Source organism: Nocardioides sp. PD653-B2, from assembly GCF_002117935.1.
In the GTDB taxonomy this organism is placed as follows: Bacteria; Actinomycetota; Actinomycetes; order Propionibacteriales; family Nocardioidaceae; genus Nocardioides.
Genome location: NZ_BDJE01000036.1, coordinates 81,605 through 102,796, shown reverse-complemented (window position 1 = coordinate 102,796; position 21,192 = coordinate 81,605). Strand labels below are relative to the sequence as shown.

Here is a 21,192-nt window from a genome sequence, read left to right as displayed (position 1 = left end):
GGACGGCGGCACCGACAGTGACCCGTCAGTCGAGGTCGACGATCACCGGGGCGTGGTCGGAGGCGCCGGTGCCGGCCCGCTCCTCGCGGTCCACGAACGCGCCGGTGACCCGCGCGGCGAGCGACGGCGAGCCCAGGACGAAGTCGATGCGCAGGCCGCGGTTGCGCTCGAACCTCTGCCGGTAGTAGTCCCAGTAGGTGTAGCCGGCGTCGTACGGCTTGGCGGTGTCGACCCAGCCGTCCTCCACGAGGGCGAAGAAGGCGGCGCGCTCGGCCGGCGTCACGTGCGTCGAGTTCTTGAACTGGGCGACGTCGAAGACGTCGTCGTCGGTGGGGCAGACGTTCCAGTCGCCCACCAGCGCGGCGTCACCGCCGAGCCAGTCGCTCGCGGCCTCGCGGAGCTTGGCGTACCAGTCGAGCTTGTAGACGTAGTGCGGGTCGTCGGGCTTGCGCCCGTTGGGGACGTACAGCGACCACAGACGGACGCCGCCGCAGGTGGCTCCGATCGCGCGCGACTCCGGGTCGGCGGCGCTCTCCGCGTCCTTGGCGTACCCGGGCTGCCCGGGGAAGCCGACCTGGACGTCCTCGAGCCCGACCCGGCTGATGATCGCGACGCCGTTCCACTGGTTGGTGCCGGCCGCAGCGACCTCGTACCCACGACCCTGGAGGCCCATCAGCGGCAGCTGGTCCTCGCGCGCCTTGGTCTCCTGGAGTGCGAGCACGTCGATCTCGTGGCGGTCGAGGAGCGCCTCGACCCGGTCGATGCGGGAGCGGAGAGAGTTGACGTTCCACGTGGCGATGCGCACGAAGGTCAGCCTAGGGTGGCGACCATGCGCACACTCCTCGGGATCCTCGCCGCCGCCCTGGCCGTGCCGCTCGCGTCCGCAGCCCCGTCGACGGCTGCCCCGTCCTCGCCCGCACCGCCGGCCGGCCGGGCCGTCCTGACCTGGGAGCACGTCGACGTCTCGACCGACCAGCAGCTCCGCGGGCTCGACGGAGTGAACGACCGCACCGCCTGGGTCGGCGGCAGCGAGGGCGGCGTCTGGCGCACGACGGACGGCGGCAAGACCTGGAAGAACGTGTCGCCGAAGGGCGCGAAGGGCCTGCTCTTCCGCGACGTCGAGGCGGCGAGCGCGAAGGTCGCACTGGTGCTGGCGATCGGGGAGGGCCGGGACAGTCGGATCTACCGCACCACCAACGGTGGCCGCAGCTGGACCAAGGCCTTCGTCAACCAGGACGAGAAGGCGTTCTACGACTGCATGGCCATGTGGCCCGGTGACAAGAACGGCCTCGCGATGAGCGACCCGGTCCACGGCAAGTTCCGGATCATCGCCACCCACGACGGCGGGGCGAGCTGGAAGAAGCTGAGCTCGAAGGGCATGCCGGCCGCCGAGAAGGGCGAGTTCGGCTTCGCCGCGAGCGGCTCCTGCCTGGCGACCGCCGGTCACCGCGACGGCTACCTGGCGTCGGGCGGCACGGCGTCGCGCATCTTCGTGACCCGTGACCGCGGCAGGCACTGGTCGGTCCGGACGTCGACCATCCCGGCGGCGGCCGCCGGTGGCGTCTTCTCGATCGCCTTCCGGTCGGGCCACGGCATCGCGGTCGGCGGCGACTTCGAGGCCGAGGACAACGGCGAGAACATGGCCGCCTTCTCGCGGGGCGGCCGGACGTGGCACAACGCCGGCGACCTGAGCGGCTACCGCTCCGGCGTCGACTGGCGGACGGCGCACATGGCGGTCGCCGTCGGGCCCAACGGCAGCGACGTCAGCCGCGACGGCGGCAAGACGTGGGACCGGTTCAGCCAGCTCGACCTCGACGCGGTGCAGTGCGTGACCGGCGGCTGCTGGGGGAGCGGCCCGGAGGGGACCGTCGTCCGCCTCGTCCGGGGCTGACCGGAGACATACAAGAAGTCTTGTAGAAGGTCGGGGCCGCACCTAGCGTCCTCCGCATGACCTCGATCGAGACGCTGCGCGCCGTCCACCACCCGACGCGGCGCCGGATGGTCGACTTCCTGTACCTCCACGGCCCGTGCCAGGTCGGCACGCTGGCGCGGGAGCTCGGCGAGCAGGTCGGCAGCATCAGCCACCACCTGCGGATGCTCGAGAAGGCGGGCGTGGTGGCCGCGGCGCCCGAGCTCGCGACCGACGGGCGCACCAGCTGGTGGCGGCTCGAGCAGAGCTCGATCAGCTGGTCCGTCGAGGACTTCGCGGACGACGCCGCCGACCGCACCCAGGCCAAGGCGGCCGAGCGGCTGAACATCGACCACCAGCTCGGCAAGCTCGCGGCGTGGAAGCGGGAGGCCGAGCGGGTCGACCCCGCGTGGCGGCGCGCGGCGTTCAGCTCCGACTTCATCGGGCTGGCGACCCCCGACGAGCTGGTCGCCCTCCAGGAGTCGCTGACCGCCGTCGTCCGGGCCTGGCAGGCCGCCCTGCCCACCGACGACGGCCAGGTGCGCGAGCCGGTGTTCGTCTTCGCGCACGGCTTCCGGTCGCAGCCGTGACCGGGCCGGAGCGCGCAGGGTTGGGGCGCGATCGGCTGGTCCAGGGCTGGCTGCTGGTCAAGGGCCTCTCCGACGCCGGCGACGCGCTCTGGACGGTCGCCCTCGCGTGGACCGCGGTCCAGGTCGCGAGCCCGGCGCTCGCCGGGCTCGTGGTCGCCGCCGGGACGGTGCCGCGCGCCGTCGTCCTCCTCCTCGGCGGAGTCGTCGCCGACCGGCGCGAGGCGCGCTGGGTGATGCTCGGCGTGAACGTCCTCCGGGTCGCCGTGCTCATCGCGACCTGCGTCTGGGTGCTCTCCGTCGGTACGTCGGTCCCGCTGCTGCTCGCGGCCGCGATCGCCTTCGGGGTCTGCGACGCGCTCTACGAGCCGTCGGCGGCAACCATCGGCCGCCAGCTGGTGCGCCCCGACCAGCTGCCGGCCTACACCGGTGCCAGCCAGACCGTCACCCGGATCGGCAGCATGACCGGCGCGGCGCTCGGTGGCGTCGTCGTCGCGGTCTGGGGGCTGGGCGGCAGCGCGCTGGCCAACGCGATCACGTTCGCGGTGGTCGTCGGCTACCTCGCCCTGGCGCTGCGGCCTCGCTACCCGCTGCCGCGGGCCGAGGCCGAGCCGGTGCTGCGCGCGGTCGGGCGCGGGTTCGCGCACCTGCGTGACCAGCCGACGACGCGCACGCTCGTGCTGACGCTCTCGGGGCTCAACCTCGCGGTCTCGCCGGCGCTCGCGCTCGGCATCGCGCTGCGCGCCCGGGACGCGGGCTGGGGCGCCGGCACTCTCGGGGCCCTCCAGGCACTGGTCGGGCTCGGCGCCGCCGCCGGGGCGCTCGCGCTGGTGCGGTGGCGGCCGGCGCGCGAGGCCGTGGCCGGCTTCTGGCTGCTGGTCCTCCAGGGGCTCGCGATCGTCGGGATCGGCGTCGGGTCGCTGGTCGCGACCGCGGTCGCCTGCGCGGTCATCGGCGTGACTGCGGGCGCCGCGTCGTCGCTGCTGGGCGCCGTGTTCGTGGCGACCGTCGACGGCGAGTACCTCGGTCGGATGGCCTCCCTCACGCGGCTCGGTGACGACGTGCTGATGCCGGTCGCGATGGTGGCCTTCGGAGCGCTCGCCGGCGCGGCCGGGGTGGGGGCGGCGTGCGCGGTCTTCGGGCTCGCGATGGCCGGGCTGATGGTGGTGCCGCTGTCGCGTCCCGCCGTCCGGCGCATCTCGCTGGCCTGAGTCTGCTTTCATCGGCGCATGAGGCGCACCGTGCAGTGGCTGCTCGTCGGCGCGATCGTGCTCGACATCGCGTACTGGTCCCTCTGGTTCCTCGACCGCGACGTGCTCGCGAGCGAGCACACCCGGGCCTACTACGACTTCGAGAACGCCTTCCCGCTCGCCGACCTCTGGCTCGGCAGCGCCTGCGTCCTCGCCCTCGTCACGCTCACCCGACGCCGGCCGATGGCGCTCTTCTGGCTGATCGCCGCCGGCTCATCGGGGCTGTACCTCTTCGGGATGGACCTGCTCTACGACCTCGAGCACGGCATCTTCACCTCCGGTGGGGGCGGGATCGCCGAGGCGTGCATCGTGGCCGTGACGCTGGTGTTCTCCCTCGTGATCCTGCGCTTCGCCTGGACCCGGCGCGCGGAGCTGCTGGCGGGTCAGGCCTGCGGCACGGACCCGTGAAACATCCGGAGCCGCCACCCGGCGTCGGTCTCCACGGCCAGCACCGTCAACCGGAACGGATCGCGGTCTGCGGGTGCCTCGTCGGCGAACCCGACCGACCCGAGACCCGAGACCCCCAGCTCGCCCGGAGCCCGGTGAAAGACGTCGACCCGGTCGTAGTCCCACACGATCCGGCCCGGCTGGTCGAGCACCCGCGCGAGGTAGGCGCGCACCGCCTCCGGCCCGGTGTTGTACGCCGCCGTACCGATCAGCAACGCGTCCTCGGTGAAGAGCTCCACCACCTCGTCCAGGTCGCGGGCGTCCATCCGTCGTTGCAGCTCGGCGAGAATCGCCCGGGCGTCGAGTTCGGTCATAGCGTCATTCTGCGCGCCGGACTTGGGGTGCGGAGCAGACTGGGCAGATGGACGACACCCGCACGACCCTGCTCGAGAAGAAGGCCGAGCTCGAGGAGCAGATGGCCGTGCTCGAGGAGCCGCCCGGCGAGCGCGGCGAGATCTCCTTCGGCAAACGCGTGGGAGAAGGCACCTCCATCGCGGTCGACCGGCTCTCGCAGGTCGCCGTACACGACAAGTTGCAGGTCACGATGGTCGACGTGGAGCGCGCGCTCGCCAAGCTCGACGAGGGCACGTACGGCACCTGCGACGTCTGCGGCAAGCCGATCGGCGACGGCCGCCTCGAGGCGCTCCCGTGGGCGACCCTGTGCGTGGAGGACGCCGCGAAGCGCTGATTCACCGGCGTCGCCCGCACGCCCGTAGACTCGCCGCCCGTGGCACTCACCATCGGCATCGTCGGTCTCCCCAACGCGGGCAAGTCGACCCTTTTCAACGCTCTGACCAAGAACGACGTCCTCGCGGCGAACTACCCGTTCGCGACGATCGAGCCCAACGTCGGGGTGGTGGGCGTCCCGGACGAGCGGCTGCCGCAGCTCGCCGAGATCTTCGGGTCGGCCCGGATCCTGCCCGCGACCGTCGAGTTCGTCGACATCGCCGGCATCGTGCGCGGCGCCTCCGAGGGCGAGGGGTTGGGCAACAAGTTCCTCTCCCACATCCGGGAGTCCGCGGCGATCTGCCAGGTGACCCGGGTCTTCCGCGACGAGGACGTCACCCACGTCGACGGCGAGGTCAACCCCGGCAACGACATCTCGACGATCCAGACCGAGCTGATCCTCGCCGACCTCCAGACCGTCGAGAAGGCGATCCCGCGGCTGGAGAAGGAGGCCAAGACCAACAAGGCTCTTGCCCCCGTCGTCGAGGCGGCCAAGGAGGCGCTCGGACACCTCGAGGCCGGCACGCCGATCATCGCGACCAAGGTCGACCGTGCGGCGATCCGCGAGCTCTCCCTGATGACCGCGAAGCCCTTCATCTACGTCTTCAACTGCGACGCCGACGAGCTGGCCGACGAGGCGCTCAAGGACAAGATGCGTGCGCTGGTCGCGCCGTCCGAGGCGATCTTCCTGGACGCGAAGTTCGAGGCCGAGTTGGTCGAGCTGGACGACGACGAGGAGGCGCGCGAGATGCTCGCCGAGATGGGCGTCACCGAGCCCGGCCTCGAGACCCTCGCCCGCGTCGGCTTCGACACCCTCGGCCTGCAGACCTACCTGACGGCAGGCCCCAAGGAGACCCGCGCCTGGACCATCCCCCAGGGCGCGACCGCTCCCGAGGCCGCCGGCGTCATCCACACCGACTTCCAGCGCGGCTTCATCAAGGCCGAGATCGTCTCCTTCGACGACCTGGTCGCGGCCGGCTCCATGCTCAAGGCCAAGGAGGCCGGCAGGGTGCGCATGGAGGGCAAGGACTACGTGATGGCCGACGGCGACGTCGTGGAGTTCCGCTTCAACGTGTGAATCGGCGCGTTTGCGCAGAAGGGGTGTGACCCCTCCCCGTGCGCAGACAGAACCCGCAAGAATTTCAGCCAAGCGCTCGAAGATCGGGCAGGGATCAAGCCTGGCCAGTGGCGGCCTGGGACGGCCACCCCCGTCCGTGTCGCGTCGCGCGGCCCTGGCATGCGATCGGCACCATCAGGAGTGCTGCCCTCTTCGTGGGTGTCGGCGGTGCCATCCTGTCAGCGCTCGCGCTCGTGCACCGACGTATCCCTACCCTGGGTCCCCCGATTGGCCATGACGAACGGGTCACCGGAGCGCATGCTGGCTAGGCAAGAGTAAGTCGCACCCTGTCTCGGAGGGCACTCCGATGCCAACGTCGCTCAACCGGATCCGTCACTCGCGGCGATCACGGGACCGAGCCGTCGACTTACAAAGCGCCTGAAGCGGGCGTCCCCCGTGGGGGCTGCTCTCCAACCCGGTGCCGCCTCATGGCGCAGCCGGCCCTCGTCACCGCGAGACCGGGCGCCGGTTCAGGTGTCGTCCGTTACCTCTCGGTCGCCACCTTCACGGCGTAGCGCCGGTTCGAATCCGGTTGGGCGTGCTCCACCGTCGCGTTGGGGCAAACTTGCCCAGCGACGCCCGCCGAGCCGGCCCGCGCTTCCGGACACTCTAGAACGCGGGCAGCCGGGCCCTGCCGGTCCTGGCGGCTAGGTCGTCAACGGCTCCAGTCGCGCTCCATCGAAGAACGCTGAACCGAGGTAGACCAAGGGGTCGACGTCACTGCTGCGAGCGTGGACGACGCGACCGAAGAACACCGTGTGGGTGGACGTCCGCACGCGCATGCTGATCTCGGCCTCCAGGTGGGCGCAGCTGTCTTCGATGATCGGGCACCCGGTCGGCCCTTCGTGCCAATCGAGGCCGGCGAACTTGTCGGAGGACTTGGTTGCGAAGCGCTTCGCCACCGCCAGTTGCTCGCGGCTGAGCAGATTGACCGCGAAGTGACTCGCGGAGAACAGGGCGTCGTGGGTGCTGGACGACTTGGCGACGCACACGAGCACCATGGCCGGATCGAGGGTCACGCTGCTGAAGGCGTTGAGCGCCAGGCCGCGCGGCTCGTCACCGTCCATCGTCGTCACGATGGTGACGCCGGTGACGAACTTCCGGTGGAAGTTCCTGATGTCGTCGAGCGTCGGCTCGGCGAGCAGCTGGTCGATCAGGGTGTCCGTCATCACGCCTCCCAGAGGTTCGCCACGCCGAGGCTCGAGAACAGGTCCGACTTCGACCATGACTCCCACTCCTCGACGATCTGGCCGTTGTGCAGACGCGAGAACGTCATGCCTTCGATGTCGACTCGCCGGTGGGTCACTGGGAGGTCGTAGAAGGGGCCCTCATGGGTGCCGGTGCACCGCCAGTGGGTCGCCACCAGGTCGCCGTCGACGAGTTGGTGCTCGGCCACGGTCCGCATGTCCGGGAACGCTGCTCGGGCTTCCTGGATCGTCTGCTTGATGTGGTTCTTGTCGGTGTCCTCGGCGCGACCGTGGCGCACATAGTCCGCCGCGAGAAGCGCGTCGAGCTGGTCGACCTCGCCGCTGTTCCAGACGTCCACGAGTGCTTGATGCACCAGACGTCCCGGCTCGACGGGCGAGGCGGCTGTGGCAGGGCCACGATGGTCAATCAGGGTCATGGGTCTCATCTCAATCCGAGTGGTCTAACGCAGTCGGTCCACGTAGGCCGACGCCTCAGGCGGCGCTGTGACTGCCGCCACGTTAGCGATATCCGGCTCGAAATAGAAGCAAGATTGCGAATTCGGGTCTTGTGGTCACGAGATGTCACGTATAACGTTCCTGCCGCCTGGTGACCTACGTCACGGGCCCCGCGACAAGAACTTGCAGACGAGGAGCGGAAACCATGACCACCACCACCGCCACCCACACAGGCCAGGAGATGTCCGAGGCCTGGTGGGACTTTGCCAGCGCCCCGCACGGCGCCTTCATCAACGGCCGGGCATGTGCGCCGTCCGCCGACATGATCGACACGGTCGACCCGTCGACCGGTGAGGTGATCACGCAGGTGTCGGAGGCCGGGCACGAGGGCGTCGATGCCGCCGTGGCCGCCGCGAGCTCGGCCTTCCGCGGCGAGTGGGGGCAGCTGACTGCCGGTCGACGGGAGGCGGCCATCCACCGCTTCGCCGACCTCATCGAGGAGCACGCCGCCGAGCTCGCTGCCTACGACGCTCACGAGGCTGGGAAGCCCGTGTCGTACGTCGAGGCGGTCGACCTGCCGCTCGCGGTCGAGCAGTTCAGGTACTACGCGGGCTGGCCGACGAAACTCACGGGCGACGTGGTGCCGGTGGACACCCCGCAGGCCCACGTCTACACCCGCCGGGTGCCCCTCGGGGTCGTCGCCGCGATCACGCCGTGGAACTTCCCGCTCTGCCAGGCTGCGATCAAGATCGCCCCGGCCCTCGCGGCTGGGAACACGGTCGTGCTCAAGCCGTCGGAGCTGACCTCGCTGTCCTCACTCCGACTCGCGGAGCTCGCCACGGAGGCCGGCCTGCCCGACGGCACGCTGAATGTGGTCACCGGGACCGGCGGCGTAACCGGCCAGGCACTGGTGTCGCATCCCGACGTCGCCAAGATTTCCTTCACGGGGTCCGAGCGCACGGGACGCTTGCTGGGCGCCTCCGCCGGCGGGAACCTCAAGCACATCTCGCTCGAGCTGGGCGGCAAGAACCCGCACGTCATCTTCGCGGATGCCGACCTCACGAAGGCCGCGACCGCGGCCGCCGTGACGGCCTTCTTCTACTCCGGCCAGGTGTGCTTCAGCGGTTCGCGCCTGATGGTCGAGCGCGCCGCGCTCGACGAGGTGCTCGACGTCATCCAGCAGTACGCGCAGGGTCTTGTGCTGGGCGCCGGCCTCGACCGGGACACGACCATGGGACCGCTCGCCTCCGCGCAGCACCGCGACAAGGTGGAGTCGTACCTGAACGGCGTCGCCGGTTCGGCAGCGAAGGTCGCTTTCGGCGGCTCGCGCGTCGACCGCCCGGGGTACTTCCTGGAGCCGACCGCGATCGTCGGTGCCGGCGATGACGACCGGGTCATCACCGACGAGATCTTCGGGCCGGTGCTCAACATCCAGGTCTTCGACACCGTCGAGGAGCTGATGCCCCGACTGGCGAAGTCGCACTACGGCCTCACTGCAGGTGTGTGGACCAATGACGTTCGCAAGGCGCACGCCGTGTCGCAGCAGATCCAGTCGGGCCTGGTGTGGGTCAACACCTACGCGGACTATCACGCGGCGGCGCCGTTCGGCGGCTTCAAGAGCTCCGGCATCGGCAAGGACTGCGGCTACGAGGGCCTCTCCAAGTACCTCGACACTCAGACGGTCTGGATGTCGCTGGCGTGATCATCGTCGAGTGCACGGCGCGGCCGAATCGCCTTGTAGTAGACGGCCACGTACAGCCACGACTCCACCTCGACCACCCCGTCGACGGACCGGATCTCCCCGTCCAGGATGCCCAGCAGGTGCTCACCGGAGTCGGCGACGACCTCGGCCAGCACGTCGCACCGCCCTGCGGTGATCGCGACGTACGAGACGGACGCCAGGTGGGTCAACGCCTCGGCAACATCCTCGGCGCGACCGTGCTGGCCGACGCGGATTGCCACCCAGCTCGTGAAGTGGTGGCCCAGCCGCAAGGGGTTGACGATGCACATGACCCGGACGGCGCCGGACTCGACCAACTTGTTGTACCGGAACCGGATCTTTGCTTCGGAGACCTGCAGCGCAGGGGCGAGGTCCCGCAGGGGTGCACGGCCGTCGGCCGCGAGATAGGCGATGATCGCGCGGTCGGTCTCGTCGAGGGGGCGGGGACGAACGCCGTCGGACCTCTCCCGGACCGGGGAGAGGTGCGCCTGCTGGTAGTGCAGTCGGAGGTAGGGAAGCACCTCCACGGAAGCCACGCCGGTGACCGGTCGGATCCGGTCCGAGACCACCGCGTGGACTGCAGCGGGGGTCGAGCTCATCAGCTCGACCTGGATCGCGAAGGGCCCGGTCGTGACGGACACATAGTCCACCTCAGGCAGCCGGGCGAGCTCGGCGGCAAGCTCGGTCGGCGGACGCGATCCGTCAGTCGTGATCAACGCCAAGGCCATGCAACCGAAGCCCAGGATCGCAGGATCGGTGACCGCGGCGATGGTGATGAAGCGTTGCTCGATGAGCCGCGACACCCGGCGACGCACCGTCTTCTCCGTGACACCGATGCGACGCGCCACCTCCGCGAACGGCACGCGGCCGTCCCGCTGAAGCTCGTCGATCAGCCGCAGGTCCAGCTCGTCCAGGTCGGCGGCGTTGTCCGCAGCCGCCAACACGCCGGACGCGTCGGGGCCCTCATCGATTCCAGTAGCGACCTGCGACGACATGGCCGCCACCCTACGGGATCGGTCGGCTGCGACAGCGCAGCGTGAAACCGCCTCAGCGCCGTCGACAACCCCGGCACCCGTGCCCAGAACGACAACGAACAGCAACGCCAAACGGAAGGTACGAACCATGCGTGTAGGACTCCTGCAAGAGGGCGACCTCACCGGCACGACGGTGGCGGATCGCTACCACCAGCTGATCGACGAGGTCGCTCTCGCTGACAGCCTCGGGTTCTCCACCTGGGGCACCTCCGAGCAGCACTTCACGCCGCCGAGCTTCTCGGTCGCGGCCCCCGAGGTCCTCTACTCCGCGATCGCGATGCGGACCAAGAACATCAAGCTGCGGACGATGGCGTCGGTCATGCTGAAGTGGAACCACCCGATCCTGGTTGCCGAGCGGCTCGCGACCCTCGACATCGTCTCGCGGGGCCGGGCAGAGGTGTGCACGGCCCGTTCGAACAACCTCACCAGCCTGCGCGCGTTCGGCGTCGACCCGGCCGAGACGCGCGATCAGTGGGAGGACGGCATGGACGTGCTCATGAAGGCCATGGTCGACGAGAAGCTCGAGCACGACGGACCGATCTGGAAGATCCCCCCCGTCGAGGTCGTTCCCAAGCCTTTCACGAAGCCGCACCCGGCCGTGTCGGTGGCCGCCTCGAGCGTGGAGAGCCACGGCAACGCAGGTACTCGTGGCATCGGCGCCATCACGTTCGACAACTACTTCGGCTTCGACTACCTCCAGGAATGCCTCGACGCCTATCGGATCGCGTTCGACGCGGCCGACCTGTCGAACGTGGCCGCACCCAACGACTACCGCGGCGTCTACGTCGCCACCGCCTACTGCGCCGCGGACCGCGACGAGGCGCGTCGCATCGCGCACGACATCGCCATGGACTACTTCAAGTTCATCCTCGACCTCTACATCCCCTTGTCGCAAAAGCCCGGCTACACCTACCTCGACACCCTCGACAAGCTGATCGAGCACCAGGACGACCTCAACTGGCTCTGCGAGTACACCCCCTCGGTCATGATCGGCACGCCCGAGGACTTCATCGAGCGCATCCACCGGCTCGAGGCGATGGGCGTGGACGAGGTCCTGCTCCGCATCGACGGATTCGGACACGAGAACATCAAGCGCTCACTGGAGCTCATCGGCCGCGAGGTCATCCCCGTCGTCGACCCCACCGCGGCCACGCGCTAGCGGCGGCGGACCTCCACAGAGAGAGAGCAGCAACCATGTCCAAGTCATTGCCCGCAGAGCTCGAGCTCCGCTGTCAGCAGATCCTCAGCGCAGACCAGCAGGGCGTCGCGCTGACGAAGGCCGACTACTTCTGGTTCCTCGTCGTGACCGTCGTGGTCCCGGCGATCCTCATCGCGGTCGGGGTGGCGCTGTGAGCATCCTGGGATCGGCCAAGCTGGCCGAGGAGAACGGCTGGCCGCTCATGCGCTCCGAGCGCGGCTTCGGGAAGACCGCCATCTTCCTGGCCGCATTCTCGGCCGCCATGGCGACCTGGTGCTTCACCATCGGCGGCTTCGTCGCCTACTACCTCTCGGCCACCACCGGGACGTTCGCCACGCTCGCGGGCGCGCTGCTCGGGATCCTGCTGGTGACGCTCGCGACGCTGCCGATGTGCTCGAAGTACGGCATCGACTCCGTCATCGCCAGCCGCGCGCAGCTCGGCACACGCGGCTCGTACGTGTCGCTCATCCTGGTCTACTGCTCCGCGATGGGCTGGAGCATCCTCCTGTTCATCTACAAGGGACGCGCGATCGCCGAGCTGCTGGTCTCGTTCGACATCATGGACCGTTCGCACTTCGACCTCTGCGTGAAGATCGTCGGCGTCCTCGCGATCTTCATCGTGCTGGACCTGATCCGCAAGGGTCCGGAGTACGTTCGGAGCCGCGGCCCGATCATCGCGGTCGTGGTCGCTGTGATGAGCCTGGTGATCCTCCTCCTGCTGGTGCAGCGGGTGGGGGTGAGCGGGGTCGTGGACGCGGTCGCGGTCTCGCCGTACCCACAGGGCGCCGGCAACTGGGCCAGCGCCATCGAGGTCCTCATCGCGTCCAACCTGTCCTGGTGGGCCTACATCGGCACCATCGTCCGCACCAGCCCCAGCGCGCGCGGCTCCCTGTGGCCCGTCGTCATCGGGTTCGGGCTCGGCGTCGGACTGGGGTCACTGACCGGTCTCTACACCGGCGTTGCGGTCAGCGGGTCGGGCGGCGACCCGACCGACTTCCTGGTCAGCCAGGGAGGTCTCCTGGTCGGTGCCGTCATGCTCGTGTTCCTCCTCGTCGCCAACGTCGGTACAGCGATGATGGGCATCTACGCGGCCAGCCTGGCCATCCGTCAGCTGCCCAAGGCGGACAAGCTGTCCTGGAAGTGGACGATCTTCCTGGTGTCGGTGCCGGCCATGGTGATCGTCGCCCTGTTCGCAACGTCCGCGAACTCGTTCTTCTCGATCTTCCTGGCGTTCCTCGGCGTGGCGTTCGCGCCCATCTGCGGCATCCAGGTCGCCGACTGGTTCATCCTGCGTCGGCAGCGCTACGACGTGCGCTCGCTGTACCAGCTCGACAAGTCGTCCGCGTACTTCTACGTCGCCGGCGTCAACCCGGCCGGCTTCCTGGGGTTCGCCGCTGGCATCGCGGTCTACATCTACCTGCTCGACCCCGTGACCTACGTCTACCGCCCGCCGTTCCAGTACCTCACCGCCTCCTTCCCCTCGGCGATCGTCGCGGGTGTCGTCTACGTGGTCGCGGTCCGAGTTCTCGTCGCGCCGTTCGGGCTCGGCGGGTACGGCCGCCGGACGCGGGTCCCGCAGGCCGGCACCCAGGATGCTCCGCCCGTCGGCGACGTCGAACCCGGCCCGGTGACACCGGAGCCGGCGCCGGCGCGATCCGAGCTGCCGGTGCTCGGTCCCCGCGCGAGCGGAGCCGGCTGACAGCCGCGAGCCCCCGGGCAGCGCAGCTCCTCCACCCCACGCGAGGCGTCGCCGGGGCCGGGCTACCTGGTTCCCCGTCCCGGCGACGTTCGCCCACCGATCCCCTTGAAAGGCCTCTCCTCATGCACGACGTGATCGTCCTCTACAACCACCCGTCCTCCCCCGAGGAGTTCGACGCGCACTACGCCAGCACGCACGCTCCGCTCGTTGACATGCTGCCGAAGCTGCGTGAGTTCAGCTGGGGGAAGCCCGCCGAGAGTGACTCGCCCTACTACGTGGTCGCCCGGCTGACGTACGACAGCGCCGAGGACGCGGCCGAGTCGTTCTCGTCCGAGCCCGGACGCGCCTCTGTCGACGACCTGGCGAACTTCGCCGGCGCCGGCGTGACCGTGCTCAACATCGCCCGGCAGAGCTGACAGCATGTCGAGCACCCTCATCAAGGGCGATCACGTCCTGACGCTGTCCGCGGAGGAGATCGACGGACCTGGAGGAGTCGTGGTCCGGGACGGACGCATCGCACACGTGGTCGACGTCCACAGCCTCGCATCGGCCGAGGCGGCGTGTGAGGAGGTCGTCGACCTCGGGACGCGCATCCTGATGCCGGGCTTCGTGGACCCCCACGTGCATGCCGAGGTGGCGGCGAAGGCGGCCTACTCCATGGTCGACGTCCGTGCACCTGGGTGCTCGGACATCGCGGCGGTCCTCGACGTGCTGCGCGACAACCTCGACCGGGCGCGGGAAGGCTGGCTGGTCGCTCAGGGCAACCTGTTCTTCGACCAGAAGCTCACCGACGGGCGGTTCCCGACACGGAAGGAGCTCGACTCGGTCAGTGCGGACGTCGCGATCGCGATCCGCGCCGGCGGTCACCTCAGCGTTCTTAACTCCCGTGCCCTCGAGCTGGCGGGTATCGACGAGCACTACCGGGCGGTCGACTACAGCGTCACGGGTAAGCCGACCGTGCAACGCGACGCCTCCGGTCGCCCGACGGGCATCGTCACGGAGATGGACAAGCTGCTGCCATTCCCGGCCCTGACCGGCGAGGAGGCGCGGACAGCCGTCGAGCGCGGAATTCGGGACCTGTTCACAGCGCACGGGGTCACGACGATCGGGGAGATCTCCGAGACCATCGACGAAGGGCTCCACGTCTACGACGACGCGCTCTCAGGAGGTCGTATCGCGGTCCGGATCCACGTGTACTTCTGGACACCGGGAACCGTCAGCCTGGAGGAGGCGTGCGACCCGGCGAAGTGGTCCAGCCTGCGATCGTCACGGGACCTGCTCCGCGTCCAGGGGGTCAAGGCGTTCGCGGACGGCGGGTACTCCGCCGCCCGCGCGGCGCTCAGCCGCCCGTACGCAATCGGCGACGGACACAACTGCGGCGAGATCGCGGTGTCCACCGAGCAGGTCGTCGAACTCGCGCGGGCCACGGCGGAGGCCGGACTGCAGCTGGCGATTCACGCGAACGGTGACCACGCCCAGTTTCATGTGTGCGAGGCGTTGGCCACGCTTCCGCGCAACGGCGGCCCGCGGATCCGGATTGAGCATGCAGGAAACTTCGTCCCCGACTACCCGAAGCTCAGCGACGCGTGGCGGCAAGCCGGCATCGTCCCGGTTCCGCAACCGGTGTTCATGAAGAACTTCGCCGAGTTCATGCCGAACTACGTGGGCGAGTACTCGCGCCACCGTCAGTTCCCGCTGCGGCGCATGCTCGACGACGGCTGGCCACTCTCCGGGAGCTCCGACGTGTGGGTCGGGTCGGACATCGGACAGACGAACCCGTTCCTCAGCATCGCCAGCTGCGTCGCTCGGCGCACCTTCCACGGGCATGCATTGAACGAAGACCAGGCCATCACTATCCGCGAGGCGCTGAAAATGCACACGATCGGCGGCGCCTACGCCTTGGGTGAGGAGCAGACGCGGGGGACCCTCGAGGCCGGGAAGCTCGCCGACCTCATCGCCCTGGACCGCAATCCCGAGGCGACCAGCCCCGACGAGCTCGTCGACATCACGGTGACCGACGTCTTCCTTGGCGGCAATCTTGTGCACACCACCGCATGATTGCCCGAGAGCCCGCTGCTAGGACATGGGGGGCGAAGCTCTTCTTCAGGTTCCCCTGCGGCGTCACCCTCCTGTCAGCCATGACTCCGGCGGCGACGGTGCCCTGCCGACAAGCATGGAATACCAGTTCCGGGTGATCGCGCCCTCCTTGCCCATCGCCGTGACGAACAACCGCAGCAGCCGGCCTCATGGCGGCAGGCCGATCGCGCGAGTGTGCACACCGAAGACCTAGGAGTTCCCACTGATCACGATCTACGCCCTGGTTGCTGCTGTTGGCTACGGGGCTTCAGATTTCCTCGCCGGAAGTGCTTCCCGGCGATCGGCGGCCACCCATGTCGCGGCGGTAAGTCAACTGGGGGCACTCGTCCCTATCCTGACGTTCATGGGCGCGCAGGGCTCACCCCTGGGCGCAGGGTCTTTGGTCGCCGGGATGGTCGCCGGCGTCGGGCTGATCATCGGCTGTTTAGGGCTGTATCGCGGCCTGGCGGTCGGGAGCATGGTCGTCGTGGCCCCTCTTAGCGCCCTGTTCGGCGCGGCGGTTCCGGTGATGGGGGGCCTGCTGGCCGGGGAGTCGCTCAGTCCCACAGCGATCGTCGGAGGGCTCCTGGCCGTTCCGGCGCTCGCGTGCGTCGCGGGAACCGGCGAAACACCTTTGGACCCGGAGACGGCGCAGTCGACCGCATCTGGCGCTATGCACGGCGTGATTGCCGGCTGCGGATTCGGAGTTATGTACCTGGCCTACGGCTCCGCGGAGGGGGCGGGCGCGTGGCCCGTCCTACTCTCCGTGCTGATCGGCGCCTGCGTTCTGTTCCCGATGAGCCGGTCCTCCGGCGGATTTTCGGGGCCCGTCGTCGTCCCCGCCGTCGTCGCAGGTGCGGTGGCCGGTATCGGCCACCTCGCCTTCCGGCTCGGAGCCACCGGGGGCTCCACCGCCCTCACGGCCGTGATCGCGTCGCTGTATCCGGCAGTCACCGTCCTGCTGGCGGTCACAGTTCTCGCCGAACCCCTCGGCAAGGTGCGGGCAGCGGGTCTGGGGCTCAGCGTCGTCGCCATTGCGCTAGTCAGTCTGTGATCGCCTTGAATCGGACCTTCGTCGAAGAGATCCTTCCGGTTGCCGCAGAGTGGAGCACGGGGACGAGGACCCTGACCAGATCGGCTATCGGCGCTTAGCATCTTCGATCTGATGATCTCGTGGCCTCACGTTGGAGGGAGGCCGCGGTGCACCGGCCCTTGAACCCGACGATCGTCACAGCTGCGGAGTTCGCCCCGCTCTACGGGTTCCTGGGCAACGTGCGCAGCGGCCCGGCGGTCGCCGTGGTCGGGGAGCTGCCGTGGCGCTGACCCCCGCTCACCCGCGTCCAGCAGGCGACCGTGCTCGCGCTGGTCGAGGCACGCCGTCTTGAGGCCGTACAAGCGGATCCTGCGCGCGCAGCGTCGTTCCTGCGCCAGGCCGAGGACCGTCTGAACCAACTACCGCTGCTCACCAACCTCGTCGTCAGATACGGCATCGCCTACGACGCCTGCCACGACACGGGCGAGGCGCTGCTGGCGGCGTACGGCTTCCTGACGACCAACGGGCCGGGCCAGGACGAGGCGCTCGGCTGCTACCTGCGCGCCGTTTTCGACAAGCCGCCCGCAGAAAGGGCGGCGCGAGAGTTCGACCGCCTGCGACGCGCTCTCAACCAGGACGCTACGAGGCGAAGTCGGTGGGTGCCGCGGCGACCGAGAAGGCTGAGCAGGTCGCCCGGACGCTGTTCGACGCCGCCCTCGCCCGAGGGATCTCGCCGCGACCCAGGTCAGCAAATGGACCGCAAGAAGTTCGGCCGAGACCGACGATCGCCGACGACCTCCAATAGTCACGCGAACGCGTTTCCGTAGGTCAGACGGCGTTTGTCAGTCGCAGTCGGTGATGACCCACGACCACCGAAACCCCGCGTGATCGTTCCGCTTCAACGTGTGACGCCGGGTCCGGTCCCCGTAGAGGACCTCGGCGCCGGGCTGCTCGACGGGCCTCCCGGCTTGTCCGAGGCAGCTCGTCAGAGCAGGAGGTCGAAGATCCGGATGGCGCGGTCCCAGTGGACGGTCTGCGGGTTCACCAGGCCTTCCTCGAGGATCGGGAACGTCCGCGCGAGGGCGACGCCCAGGCCGCCCGCGACCAGCGGGAGCAGCGCCTGGGCCTCGTCGCTGTAGGTCACGTCGAGCGGCGGCCGCCTGGTGAGCTGCTCGAGGATCGGCTCCAGCGACAGCTCCTGATCGATCGCCTTGAAGGCGTGGATGGACTCCTGGAGCCCCTTGGTGATCGGCAGGTCCTGCGGCTCGATGACGTCGCGGCCGTTCGCCTTCGCGTTCGCCTGCCCGCGCAGCAGGAGGTCGTAGATCTTGTCGTTCACGAAGTCGTCGAAGCGGCGCAGGTCGCTCTTGTCGACGTCGAGACCGGCGGCCGCTCGGAAGAAACGCTCGAATCGGGCGATGCCGAAGAGCTCCATCGTCGGTCCTCCTGTGTTGTCGGTGTCCCAGCCTCGCGCCCGCGGCACGACGGGACATCCCGGATACGCGGGATGTGTCGCTCCGCCGGGCCACCGAGGATGGGTCTCGGCCGCGGGTAGGGCACCCGAGCGACGTCCGGAAGGATCAGGACCGATGGCAGACACCTCGACGACGGACCACCAGGGCTGGGTGGAGGGTTTGGACCGGCTGACCAAGGACCGCGAGGGACAAGACGTCACGATCGAGGTCCTCGACCGCTCGTTCGGCGACCAGAGAGAGGTCGAACGGCTGCCGTTCGCGTACACGTCGTACGACCCCAAGGACGACGTGGTGATCGTGGCCGTGGGCGGGAGCTCCTCGAGCCATCCCGTCGTGCTCCGCCACCTGGTCCCGCACCCGAGCGAGGTCGACATCGACCCGGCCGCGGGCGCCTTTCGCGTCGTCGAGCAGGACGGCACCACGACCATCGTGAGCTTCTTCCCCAGGTCCGGCGGCTGACGGCTCCTCCTTCCAGGTCGTCAGCCGCCGGGGGAGCTGCTCCGGCCTCCCTGCGACGCGAACGGCGCTCCCTCCCCGGGCGCACCGGCCGACGGGCCGGCGCGGCCGTCCGCCCGGCGGCCGGGTCCTGACTGGCGGCTCGGTCGACGCCGTGGCGGGCCCGTCCGCCATGCTGGGCGCATGCGATTCACCGAGCATGAGCTGACCGCGGCTCTCACCGGGGCGGCCAAGGCGGTGGTGACGGCACAGCGCAAGGACGTCCGCAAGGGTGCCGTCGACATCGACACGGCGTGGGAGGCGATGAGCCGCCTCGAGAGGTTCCAGGTGCTCGACGCCCTCGGCGACCAGGTCCTGCCGGTGCTGGTGGCGCTGCCCGACATCGACGTCGCGCCCGGCACCCGGCCGACCTTCTCCGAGCAGCAGGTGAGCGACACGGTCGCCGCATCGGTCGGCGACGACGTCGGCAGGCTGCGGCGCGCGGTCGTGGTCAAGGCGCGGACGGCGCTGGTGCAGACGGCTCTCGCGCACGTGCCACCGAGGCTCGACCCCGACGCGCTCCTCCACGCGGAGGACCCGACCTAGCCGACCTTCGCCAGCGGGGGCAGCACGTACGTCGCCGTCGACCCGCCGGCCGGCGGGGGCAGGATCGACGGCTGCGTGTCGCTCCCGGGCGACGGGTAGTACATCCGCATCATCGGCCGGATGCCCGTCGCCATGGACGTCCCGGCTGCGCCGTACACCGACTCGTGGTACGCCGTCGAGGGCGTCGGCAGCCAGTTCGTCATCGGCGCGCCGTCCGGCAGCGTCGGCCCGATCCAGATCGTCACCGAGCCGTCGGGGTTCGTCGCCAGCCGGCCCGACGTCAGCTGCTGCGAGCCGAGCTGGGACACCGGCTGGACCGGCCCCCACGTCAGGTGGACCGCGCCGCCCGGGTCGTCGATCGCTGCCACGTCGCCCGGGTGTCCGCCCGGGCCCTGGATCGGCACCGGGTGGGTCTCCGTGGCGTCCCAGTCCTGGAGCCAGCGCGTGCTGACCTGGAACGTGTAGCTCGTCACGGCTCCGTCGAGGGTCGTCGCGGTCGGCACACCCGCCACGTAGTAGGGGGTGTCGGGCTGCAAGCCGTACTGCCCGGCGGTCGGGCCGAACAGCACGGGCGAGCCCTCGACCAGCGGTCCCCAGTCGGACGGGGTCACCGTCACCGTGTCGGCGACGGGATCCACCGCGGTCACGGCGAGGTCGGCGTCCGAGTACGCCGTGTTGAGCACGCTGGCCTGGGTGATGAAGGGCGCGGCCGCCTGGGACGGGTCCGTCGCGTAGACGTGGAGCGACCAGAAGCCCTGCGGGTTGCCGTCGGAGCCGGTGACCATGGACGGCAGGATCCCGTCGGCGGGCACCGGTCCGCCGTCGACCGGCGGGGTGAACGTCAGCGTGTAGGTGTCGTTGCCGTCGAGACCCTCCGCGTGCCCGTCGGCGTCGACGTACTCGTCCAGCTGCGCGTACACCGCGTCCGCGGGAAGGTTCGCCGACCCGCCGGCAAGCACGACGATGGCGCGGAAGAGGTAGCCCGCTGTGGAGTTCGGGTAGCTGCCGATGTTGTCGTTGAGGTAGCTCCAGTAGTGGGTGCTGCTGCTGACGCCGACCGACGTCGAGGCCTGGGCGACCCGCTGCTGCCCGAGCACGAAGCCGTCCTGCAGGGCGTCCAGCTGGGGCTGGCCCCAGGTGCGGGGGACGTGGAAGCCCCGCTCGGTCAGGCCGAGCGGGGCGAACCGCTTCAGGGTCTGTTGCTGGCCGTACGACGGGTACCGGAAGACCGTCCTCGCACCCGGTTGTGCGGCGACCCATGGCGGCAGCGTCTCCAGGGGTGAGCCGTTGAGCCCGGTATGCCGCGTGGGCAGGGGACTGATCCGCAGCGAACGCCCCATCTGCTCGAAGAACACCGTCGCCTGGGCCGGCGTGTTGTGCCACTTCTGGGCCGCGGCCTTCTGCTCGGCGGTCGGCGTGTACCCCGGCTCGAAGTACCGGGGTTCGTGGTGGTCCCACTCGAAGCTGCGCAGGCTCTGGAGGGCGAAGCCCCCGACCACGCGGTCGATGACCGACCTGGCCGAGGCGGGGGACGTCGGGTCGACCAGGGTGTCGGCCCGGATCCGCACCAGCAGCCAGCCGAGGTCGGTGTCCATCGTCATCACCCGGTAGGTGAAGCCCTTGATAGTGACGGTCCGGCGGTGCGCGTACGGCGAGGTCGGGCCGGCGAGCAGGTAGGTCTGCGCCGCTGCGGACGGAGTGGTCCGGGTGCCGATGCTGCCCACCGTGTTGACGAAGCTGTCGAGGAGGTTGACCACGAAGTAGTCGTCCTGCGACGGCGGCACGGTCATGACGAGCTGCTTCGCGTGGCCGCGGCCCGGGTCGCCGCTCAGGTCCAGCATCGCGTTGAGGTAGACGACCGACGCGTCGCCGGCGTTGGTCGCGTTGTTGTTCCAGGCGGCCGCTGCCCGCCCGCCGCCGAGCTGGTTGCGAGGCGCGGTCGCCAGGTAGTTGTAGCGCGAGAAGCGGTAGACGAACTCGGCCGGCAGGCCCCACCTGTAGGCCTGGGCCGCGAGCCGGCGGATCCGCTGCGGGTCGGTCAGCGTCGAGCCCGGCCCGCGCGCGTCCCGGGAGGCCGCCCTCGGCCGGGGCGCCGCCGGTGCTTCCGCGTGCGCCGGGACCAGGAGCCCGCCGCCGAGGACGACGGCAGCTGCCGCGACGAGCGCCCTGCCTCGCCCACGCGACGGTGGGGAGTCTTCGAGGTGCATGTGCTGGCCTTCCGCCGGAGGTGGTCACAG

24 protein-coding genes are annotated in these 21,192 nt (G+C 69.7%); 17 read left to right on the top strand and 7 right to left on the bottom strand.

Features of this window, described 5'->3' with window-relative positions; genetic code table 11:
- Nucleotides 1-25: 25 nt before the first annotated feature.
- Entirely contained in the window at nucleotides 26-805 is a 780-nt protein-coding gene (locus PD653B2_RS16235) for an exodeoxyribonuclease III (RefSeq protein ID WP_085873428.1), read from the bottom strand.
- A gap of 24 nt (nucleotides 806-829) precedes the next feature.
- On the opposite strand from PD653B2_RS16235, the gene PD653B2_RS16230 reads away from it, so the two are divergent.
- From PD653B2_RS16230 to PD653B2_RS16215, 4 genes are read left to right on the top strand one after another with little or no spacing between them, the layout of a single operon-like run.
- A complete protein-coding gene (locus PD653B2_RS16230) occupies nucleotides 830-1,891 on the top strand; it encodes a WD40/YVTN/BNR-like repeat-containing protein (RefSeq protein ID WP_089503993.1) in 1,062 nt (353 codons plus the stop codon).
- A 56-nt stretch (nucleotides 1,892-1,947) separates the two neighbouring features.
- Nucleotides 1,948-2,499 carry an ArsR/SmtB family transcription factor gene (locus tag PD653B2_RS16225; RefSeq protein ID WP_085873427.1) on the top strand — a complete coding sequence of 184 codons (552 nt, stop codon included), beginning with the start codon at nucleotides 1,948-1,950 and terminating at the stop codon, nucleotides 2,497-2,499.
- Nucleotides 2,496-3,707, top strand: coding sequence for an MFS transporter (locus tag PD653B2_RS16220; protein WP_085873426.1), 1,212 nt, complete (start codon nucleotides 2,496-2,498; stop codon nucleotides 3,705-3,707). The genes PD653B2_RS16225 and PD653B2_RS16220 overlap by 4 nt, the downstream gene beginning before the upstream one ends.
- Nucleotides 3,708-3,725: 18 nt before the next feature.
- On the top strand, nucleotides 3,726-4,154 hold the full coding sequence (locus PD653B2_RS16215; protein ID WP_133059042.1) for a hypothetical protein: 429 nt from the start codon (nucleotides 3,726-3,728) through the stop codon (nucleotides 4,152-4,154).
- Here PD653B2_RS16215 and PD653B2_RS16210 read toward each other — a convergent pair.
- Entirely contained in the window at nucleotides 4,130-4,507 is a 378-nt protein-coding gene (locus tag PD653B2_RS16210) for an SgcJ/EcaC family oxidoreductase (protein WP_085873424.1), read from the bottom strand. The two genes, PD653B2_RS16215 and PD653B2_RS16210, sit on opposite strands and share 25 nt — an antisense overlap.
- A 47-nt stretch (nucleotides 4,508-4,554) precedes the next feature.
- Here PD653B2_RS16210 and PD653B2_RS16205 point away from each other — a divergent pair, with 47 nt between their 5' ends.
- Both PD653B2_RS16205 and ychF read left to right on the top strand, forming a co-directional pair.
- A complete protein-coding gene (locus PD653B2_RS16205) occupies nucleotides 4,555-4,881 on the top strand; it encodes a TraR/DksA family transcriptional regulator (protein WP_085873423.1) in 327 nt (108 codons plus the stop codon).
- Between the two features lie 39 nt (nucleotides 4,882-4,920).
- The gene (ychF, locus tag PD653B2_RS16200) at nucleotides 4,921-5,997 is read left to right on the top strand and encodes a redox-regulated ATPase YchF (protein WP_085873422.1); all 1,077 of its coding nucleotides are present in this window, start codon (nucleotides 4,921-4,923) and stop codon (nucleotides 5,995-5,997) included.
- 686 nt (nucleotides 5,998-6,683) lie between these two features.
- Here ychF and PD653B2_RS16195 read toward each other — a convergent pair.
- Together PD653B2_RS16195 and PD653B2_RS16190 are read right to left on the bottom strand one after the other, a co-directional pair.
- Nucleotides 6,684-7,205 carry a flavin reductase family protein gene (locus tag PD653B2_RS16195; protein WP_085873421.1) on the bottom strand — a complete coding sequence of 174 codons (522 nt, stop codon included), beginning with the start codon at nucleotides 7,203-7,205 and terminating at the stop codon, nucleotides 6,684-6,686.
- On the bottom strand, nucleotides 7,205-7,660 hold the full coding sequence (locus PD653B2_RS16190) for an ester cyclase (RefSeq protein WP_278247496.1): 456 nt from the start codon (nucleotides 7,658-7,660) through the stop codon (nucleotides 7,205-7,207). Before PD653B2_RS16190 ends, PD653B2_RS16195 begins: the two co-directional genes overlap by 1 nt.
- A gap of 224 nt (nucleotides 7,661-7,884) precedes the next feature.
- On the opposite strand from PD653B2_RS16190, the gene PD653B2_RS16185 reads away from it, so the two are divergent.
- Nucleotides 7,885-9,381, top strand: coding sequence for an aldehyde dehydrogenase family protein (locus PD653B2_RS16185; RefSeq protein ID WP_085873419.1), 1,497 nt, complete (start codon nucleotides 7,885-7,887; stop codon nucleotides 9,379-9,381).
- Here the strand turns inward: PD653B2_RS16185 and PD653B2_RS16180 are convergent.
- Nucleotides 9,354-10,523 (bottom strand): Lrp/AsnC family transcriptional regulator, encoded by a 1,170-nt coding sequence (locus PD653B2_RS16180; protein WP_207559455.1) that lies wholly within the window; start codon nucleotides 10,521-10,523, stop codon nucleotides 9,354-9,356. The genes PD653B2_RS16185 and PD653B2_RS16180 overlap by 28 nt on opposite strands.
- Here PD653B2_RS16180 and PD653B2_RS16175 point away from each other — a divergent pair.
- The 8 genes from PD653B2_RS16175 to PD653B2_RS24620 all read left to right on the top strand — a co-directional run bounded on the left by PD653B2_RS16175 (nucleotide 10,522) and on the right by PD653B2_RS24620 (nucleotide 17,266).
- Nucleotides 10,522-11,592, top strand: a complete 1,071-nt coding sequence (locus tag PD653B2_RS16175; RefSeq protein WP_085873417.1) for an LLM class flavin-dependent oxidoreductase — start codon at nucleotides 10,522-10,524, stop codon at nucleotides 11,590-11,592. The genes PD653B2_RS16180 and PD653B2_RS16175 overlap by 2 nt on opposite strands.
- A 35-nt stretch (nucleotides 11,593-11,627) precedes the next feature.
- On the top strand, nucleotides 11,628-11,786 hold the full coding sequence (locus tag PD653B2_RS25080) for a hypothetical protein (RefSeq protein ID WP_165763505.1): 159 nt from the start codon (nucleotides 11,628-11,630) through the stop codon (nucleotides 11,784-11,786).
- Nucleotides 11,783-13,330, top strand: a complete 1,548-nt coding sequence (locus tag PD653B2_RS16170) for a cytosine permease (protein ID WP_085873416.1) — start codon at nucleotides 11,783-11,785, stop codon at nucleotides 13,328-13,330. The genes PD653B2_RS25080 and PD653B2_RS16170 overlap by 4 nt, the downstream gene beginning before the upstream one ends.
- A gap of 122 nt (nucleotides 13,331-13,452) precedes the next feature.
- Entirely contained in the window at nucleotides 13,453-13,746 is a 294-nt protein-coding gene (locus PD653B2_RS16165; RefSeq protein ID WP_085873415.1) for an EthD family reductase, read from the top strand.
- Nucleotides 13,747-13,750: 4 nt separating this feature from the next.
- Nucleotides 13,751-15,388 (top strand): amidohydrolase, encoded by a 1,638-nt coding sequence (locus PD653B2_RS16160; RefSeq protein ID WP_085873414.1) that lies wholly within the window; start codon nucleotides 13,751-13,753, stop codon nucleotides 15,386-15,388.
- Between the two features lie 382 nt (nucleotides 15,389-15,770).
- On the top strand, nucleotides 15,771-16,460 hold the full coding sequence (locus PD653B2_RS16155; protein WP_085873413.1) for a hypothetical protein: 690 nt from the start codon (nucleotides 15,771-15,773) through the stop codon (nucleotides 16,458-16,460).
- A gap of 119 nt (nucleotides 16,461-16,579) precedes the next feature.
- Nucleotides 16,580-16,729 carry a hypothetical protein gene (locus tag PD653B2_RS25075; RefSeq protein ID WP_165763504.1) on the top strand — a complete coding sequence of 50 codons (150 nt, stop codon included), beginning with the start codon at nucleotides 16,580-16,582 and terminating at the stop codon, nucleotides 16,727-16,729.
- A gap of 30 nt (nucleotides 16,730-16,759) precedes the next feature.
- Entirely contained in the window at nucleotides 16,760-17,266 is a 507-nt protein-coding gene (locus PD653B2_RS24620) for a hypothetical protein (protein WP_133059043.1), read from the top strand.
- 158 nt (nucleotides 17,267-17,424) lie between these two features.
- On the opposite strand, the gene PD653B2_RS16150 is transcribed toward PD653B2_RS24620, so the two are convergent.
- Entirely contained in the window at nucleotides 17,425-17,874 is a 450-nt protein-coding gene (locus tag PD653B2_RS16150) for a DUF1931 family protein (RefSeq protein WP_085873412.1), read from the bottom strand.
- 154 nt (nucleotides 17,875-18,028) lie between these two features.
- Between PD653B2_RS16150 and PD653B2_RS16145 the strand changes: the two genes are divergently transcribed.
- Nucleotides 18,029-18,373, top strand: coding sequence for a DUF5335 family protein (locus tag PD653B2_RS16145; protein WP_085873411.1), 345 nt, complete (start codon nucleotides 18,029-18,031; stop codon nucleotides 18,371-18,373).
- Between the two features lie 180 nt (nucleotides 18,374-18,553).
- The gene (locus tag PD653B2_RS16140) at nucleotides 18,554-18,955 is read left to right on the top strand and encodes a hypothetical protein (RefSeq protein ID WP_085873410.1); all 402 of its coding nucleotides are present in this window, start codon (nucleotides 18,554-18,556) and stop codon (nucleotides 18,953-18,955) included.
- Here PD653B2_RS16140 and PD653B2_RS16135 read toward each other — a convergent pair.
- Nucleotides 18,952-21,162: a DUF1254 domain-containing protein gene (locus PD653B2_RS16135; RefSeq protein ID WP_085873409.1), complete on the bottom strand. Its 2,211-nt coding sequence runs from the start codon at nucleotides 21,160-21,162 to the stop codon at nucleotides 18,952-18,954. The two genes, PD653B2_RS16140 and PD653B2_RS16135, sit on opposite strands and share 4 nt — an antisense overlap.
- Nucleotides 21,163-21,192: the final 30 nt, after the last annotated feature.

What these genes read in the sequence shown, in the direction of transcription:
- PD653B2_RS16215 (WP_133059042.1), top strand. Translation starts at nt 3,726, where the DNA reads ATGAGGCGCACCGTGCAGTGGCTGCTCGTCGGCGCGATCGTGCTCGAC.
- PD653B2_RS25080 (WP_165763505.1), top strand. Translation starts at nt 11,628, where the DNA reads ATGTCCAAGTCATTGCCCGCAGAGCTCGAGCTCCGCTGTCAGCAGATC.
- PD653B2_RS16180 (WP_207559455.1), bottom strand. Translation starts at nt 10,523, where the DNA reads ATGGTTCGTACCTTCCGTTTGGCGTTGCTGTTCGTTGTCGTTCTGGGC.
- PD653B2_RS16230 (WP_089503993.1), top strand. Translation starts at nt 830, where the DNA reads ATGCGCACACTCCTCGGGATCCTCGCCGCCGCCCTGGCCGTGCCGCTC.
- PD653B2_RS16210 (WP_085873424.1), bottom strand. Translation starts at nt 4,507, where the DNA reads ATGACCGAACTCGACGCCCGGGCGATTCTCGCCGAGCTGCAACGACGG.
- PD653B2_RS16145 (WP_085873411.1), top strand. Translation starts at nt 18,029, where the DNA reads ATGGCAGACACCTCGACGACGGACCACCAGGGCTGGGTGGAGGGTTTG.
- PD653B2_RS16140 (WP_085873410.1), top strand. Translation starts at nt 18,554, where the DNA reads ATGCGATTCACCGAGCATGAGCTGACCGCGGCTCTCACCGGGGCGGCC.
- PD653B2_RS16160 (WP_085873414.1), top strand. Translation starts at nt 13,751, where the DNA reads ATGTCGAGCACCCTCATCAAGGGCGATCACGTCCTGACGCTGTCCGCG.
- PD653B2_RS16175 (WP_085873417.1), top strand. Translation starts at nt 10,522, where the DNA reads ATGCGTGTAGGACTCCTGCAAGAGGGCGACCTCACCGGCACGACGGTG.
- PD653B2_RS16135 (WP_085873409.1), bottom strand. Translation starts at nt 21,162, where the DNA reads ATGCACCTCGAAGACTCCCCACCGTCGCGTGGGCGAGGCAGGGCGCTC.
- PD653B2_RS16195 (WP_085873421.1), bottom strand. Translation starts at nt 7,205, where the DNA reads ATGACGGACACCCTGATCGACCAGCTGCTCGCCGAGCCGACGCTCGAC.
- PD653B2_RS16155 (WP_085873413.1), top strand. Translation starts at nt 15,771, where the DNA reads ATGGGCGCGCAGGGCTCACCCCTGGGCGCAGGGTCTTTGGTCGCCGGG.
- PD653B2_RS16205 (WP_085873423.1), top strand. Translation starts at nt 4,555, where the DNA reads ATGGACGACACCCGCACGACCCTGCTCGAGAAGAAGGCCGAGCTCGAG.
- PD653B2_RS16190 (WP_278247496.1), bottom strand. Translation starts at nt 7,660, where the DNA reads ATGACCCTGATTGACCATCGTGGCCCTGCCACAGCCGCCTCGCCCGTC.
- PD653B2_RS16185 (WP_085873419.1), top strand. Translation starts at nt 7,885, where the DNA reads ATGACCACCACCACCGCCACCCACACAGGCCAGGAGATGTCCGAGGCC.
- PD653B2_RS16165 (WP_085873415.1), top strand. Translation starts at nt 13,453, where the DNA reads ATGCACGACGTGATCGTCCTCTACAACCACCCGTCCTCCCCCGAGGAG.
- PD653B2_RS16225 (WP_085873427.1), top strand. Translation starts at nt 1,948, where the DNA reads ATGACCTCGATCGAGACGCTGCGCGCCGTCCACCACCCGACGCGGCGC.
- PD653B2_RS16150 (WP_085873412.1), bottom strand. Translation starts at nt 17,874, where the DNA reads ATGGAGCTCTTCGGCATCGCCCGATTCGAGCGTTTCTTCCGAGCGGCC.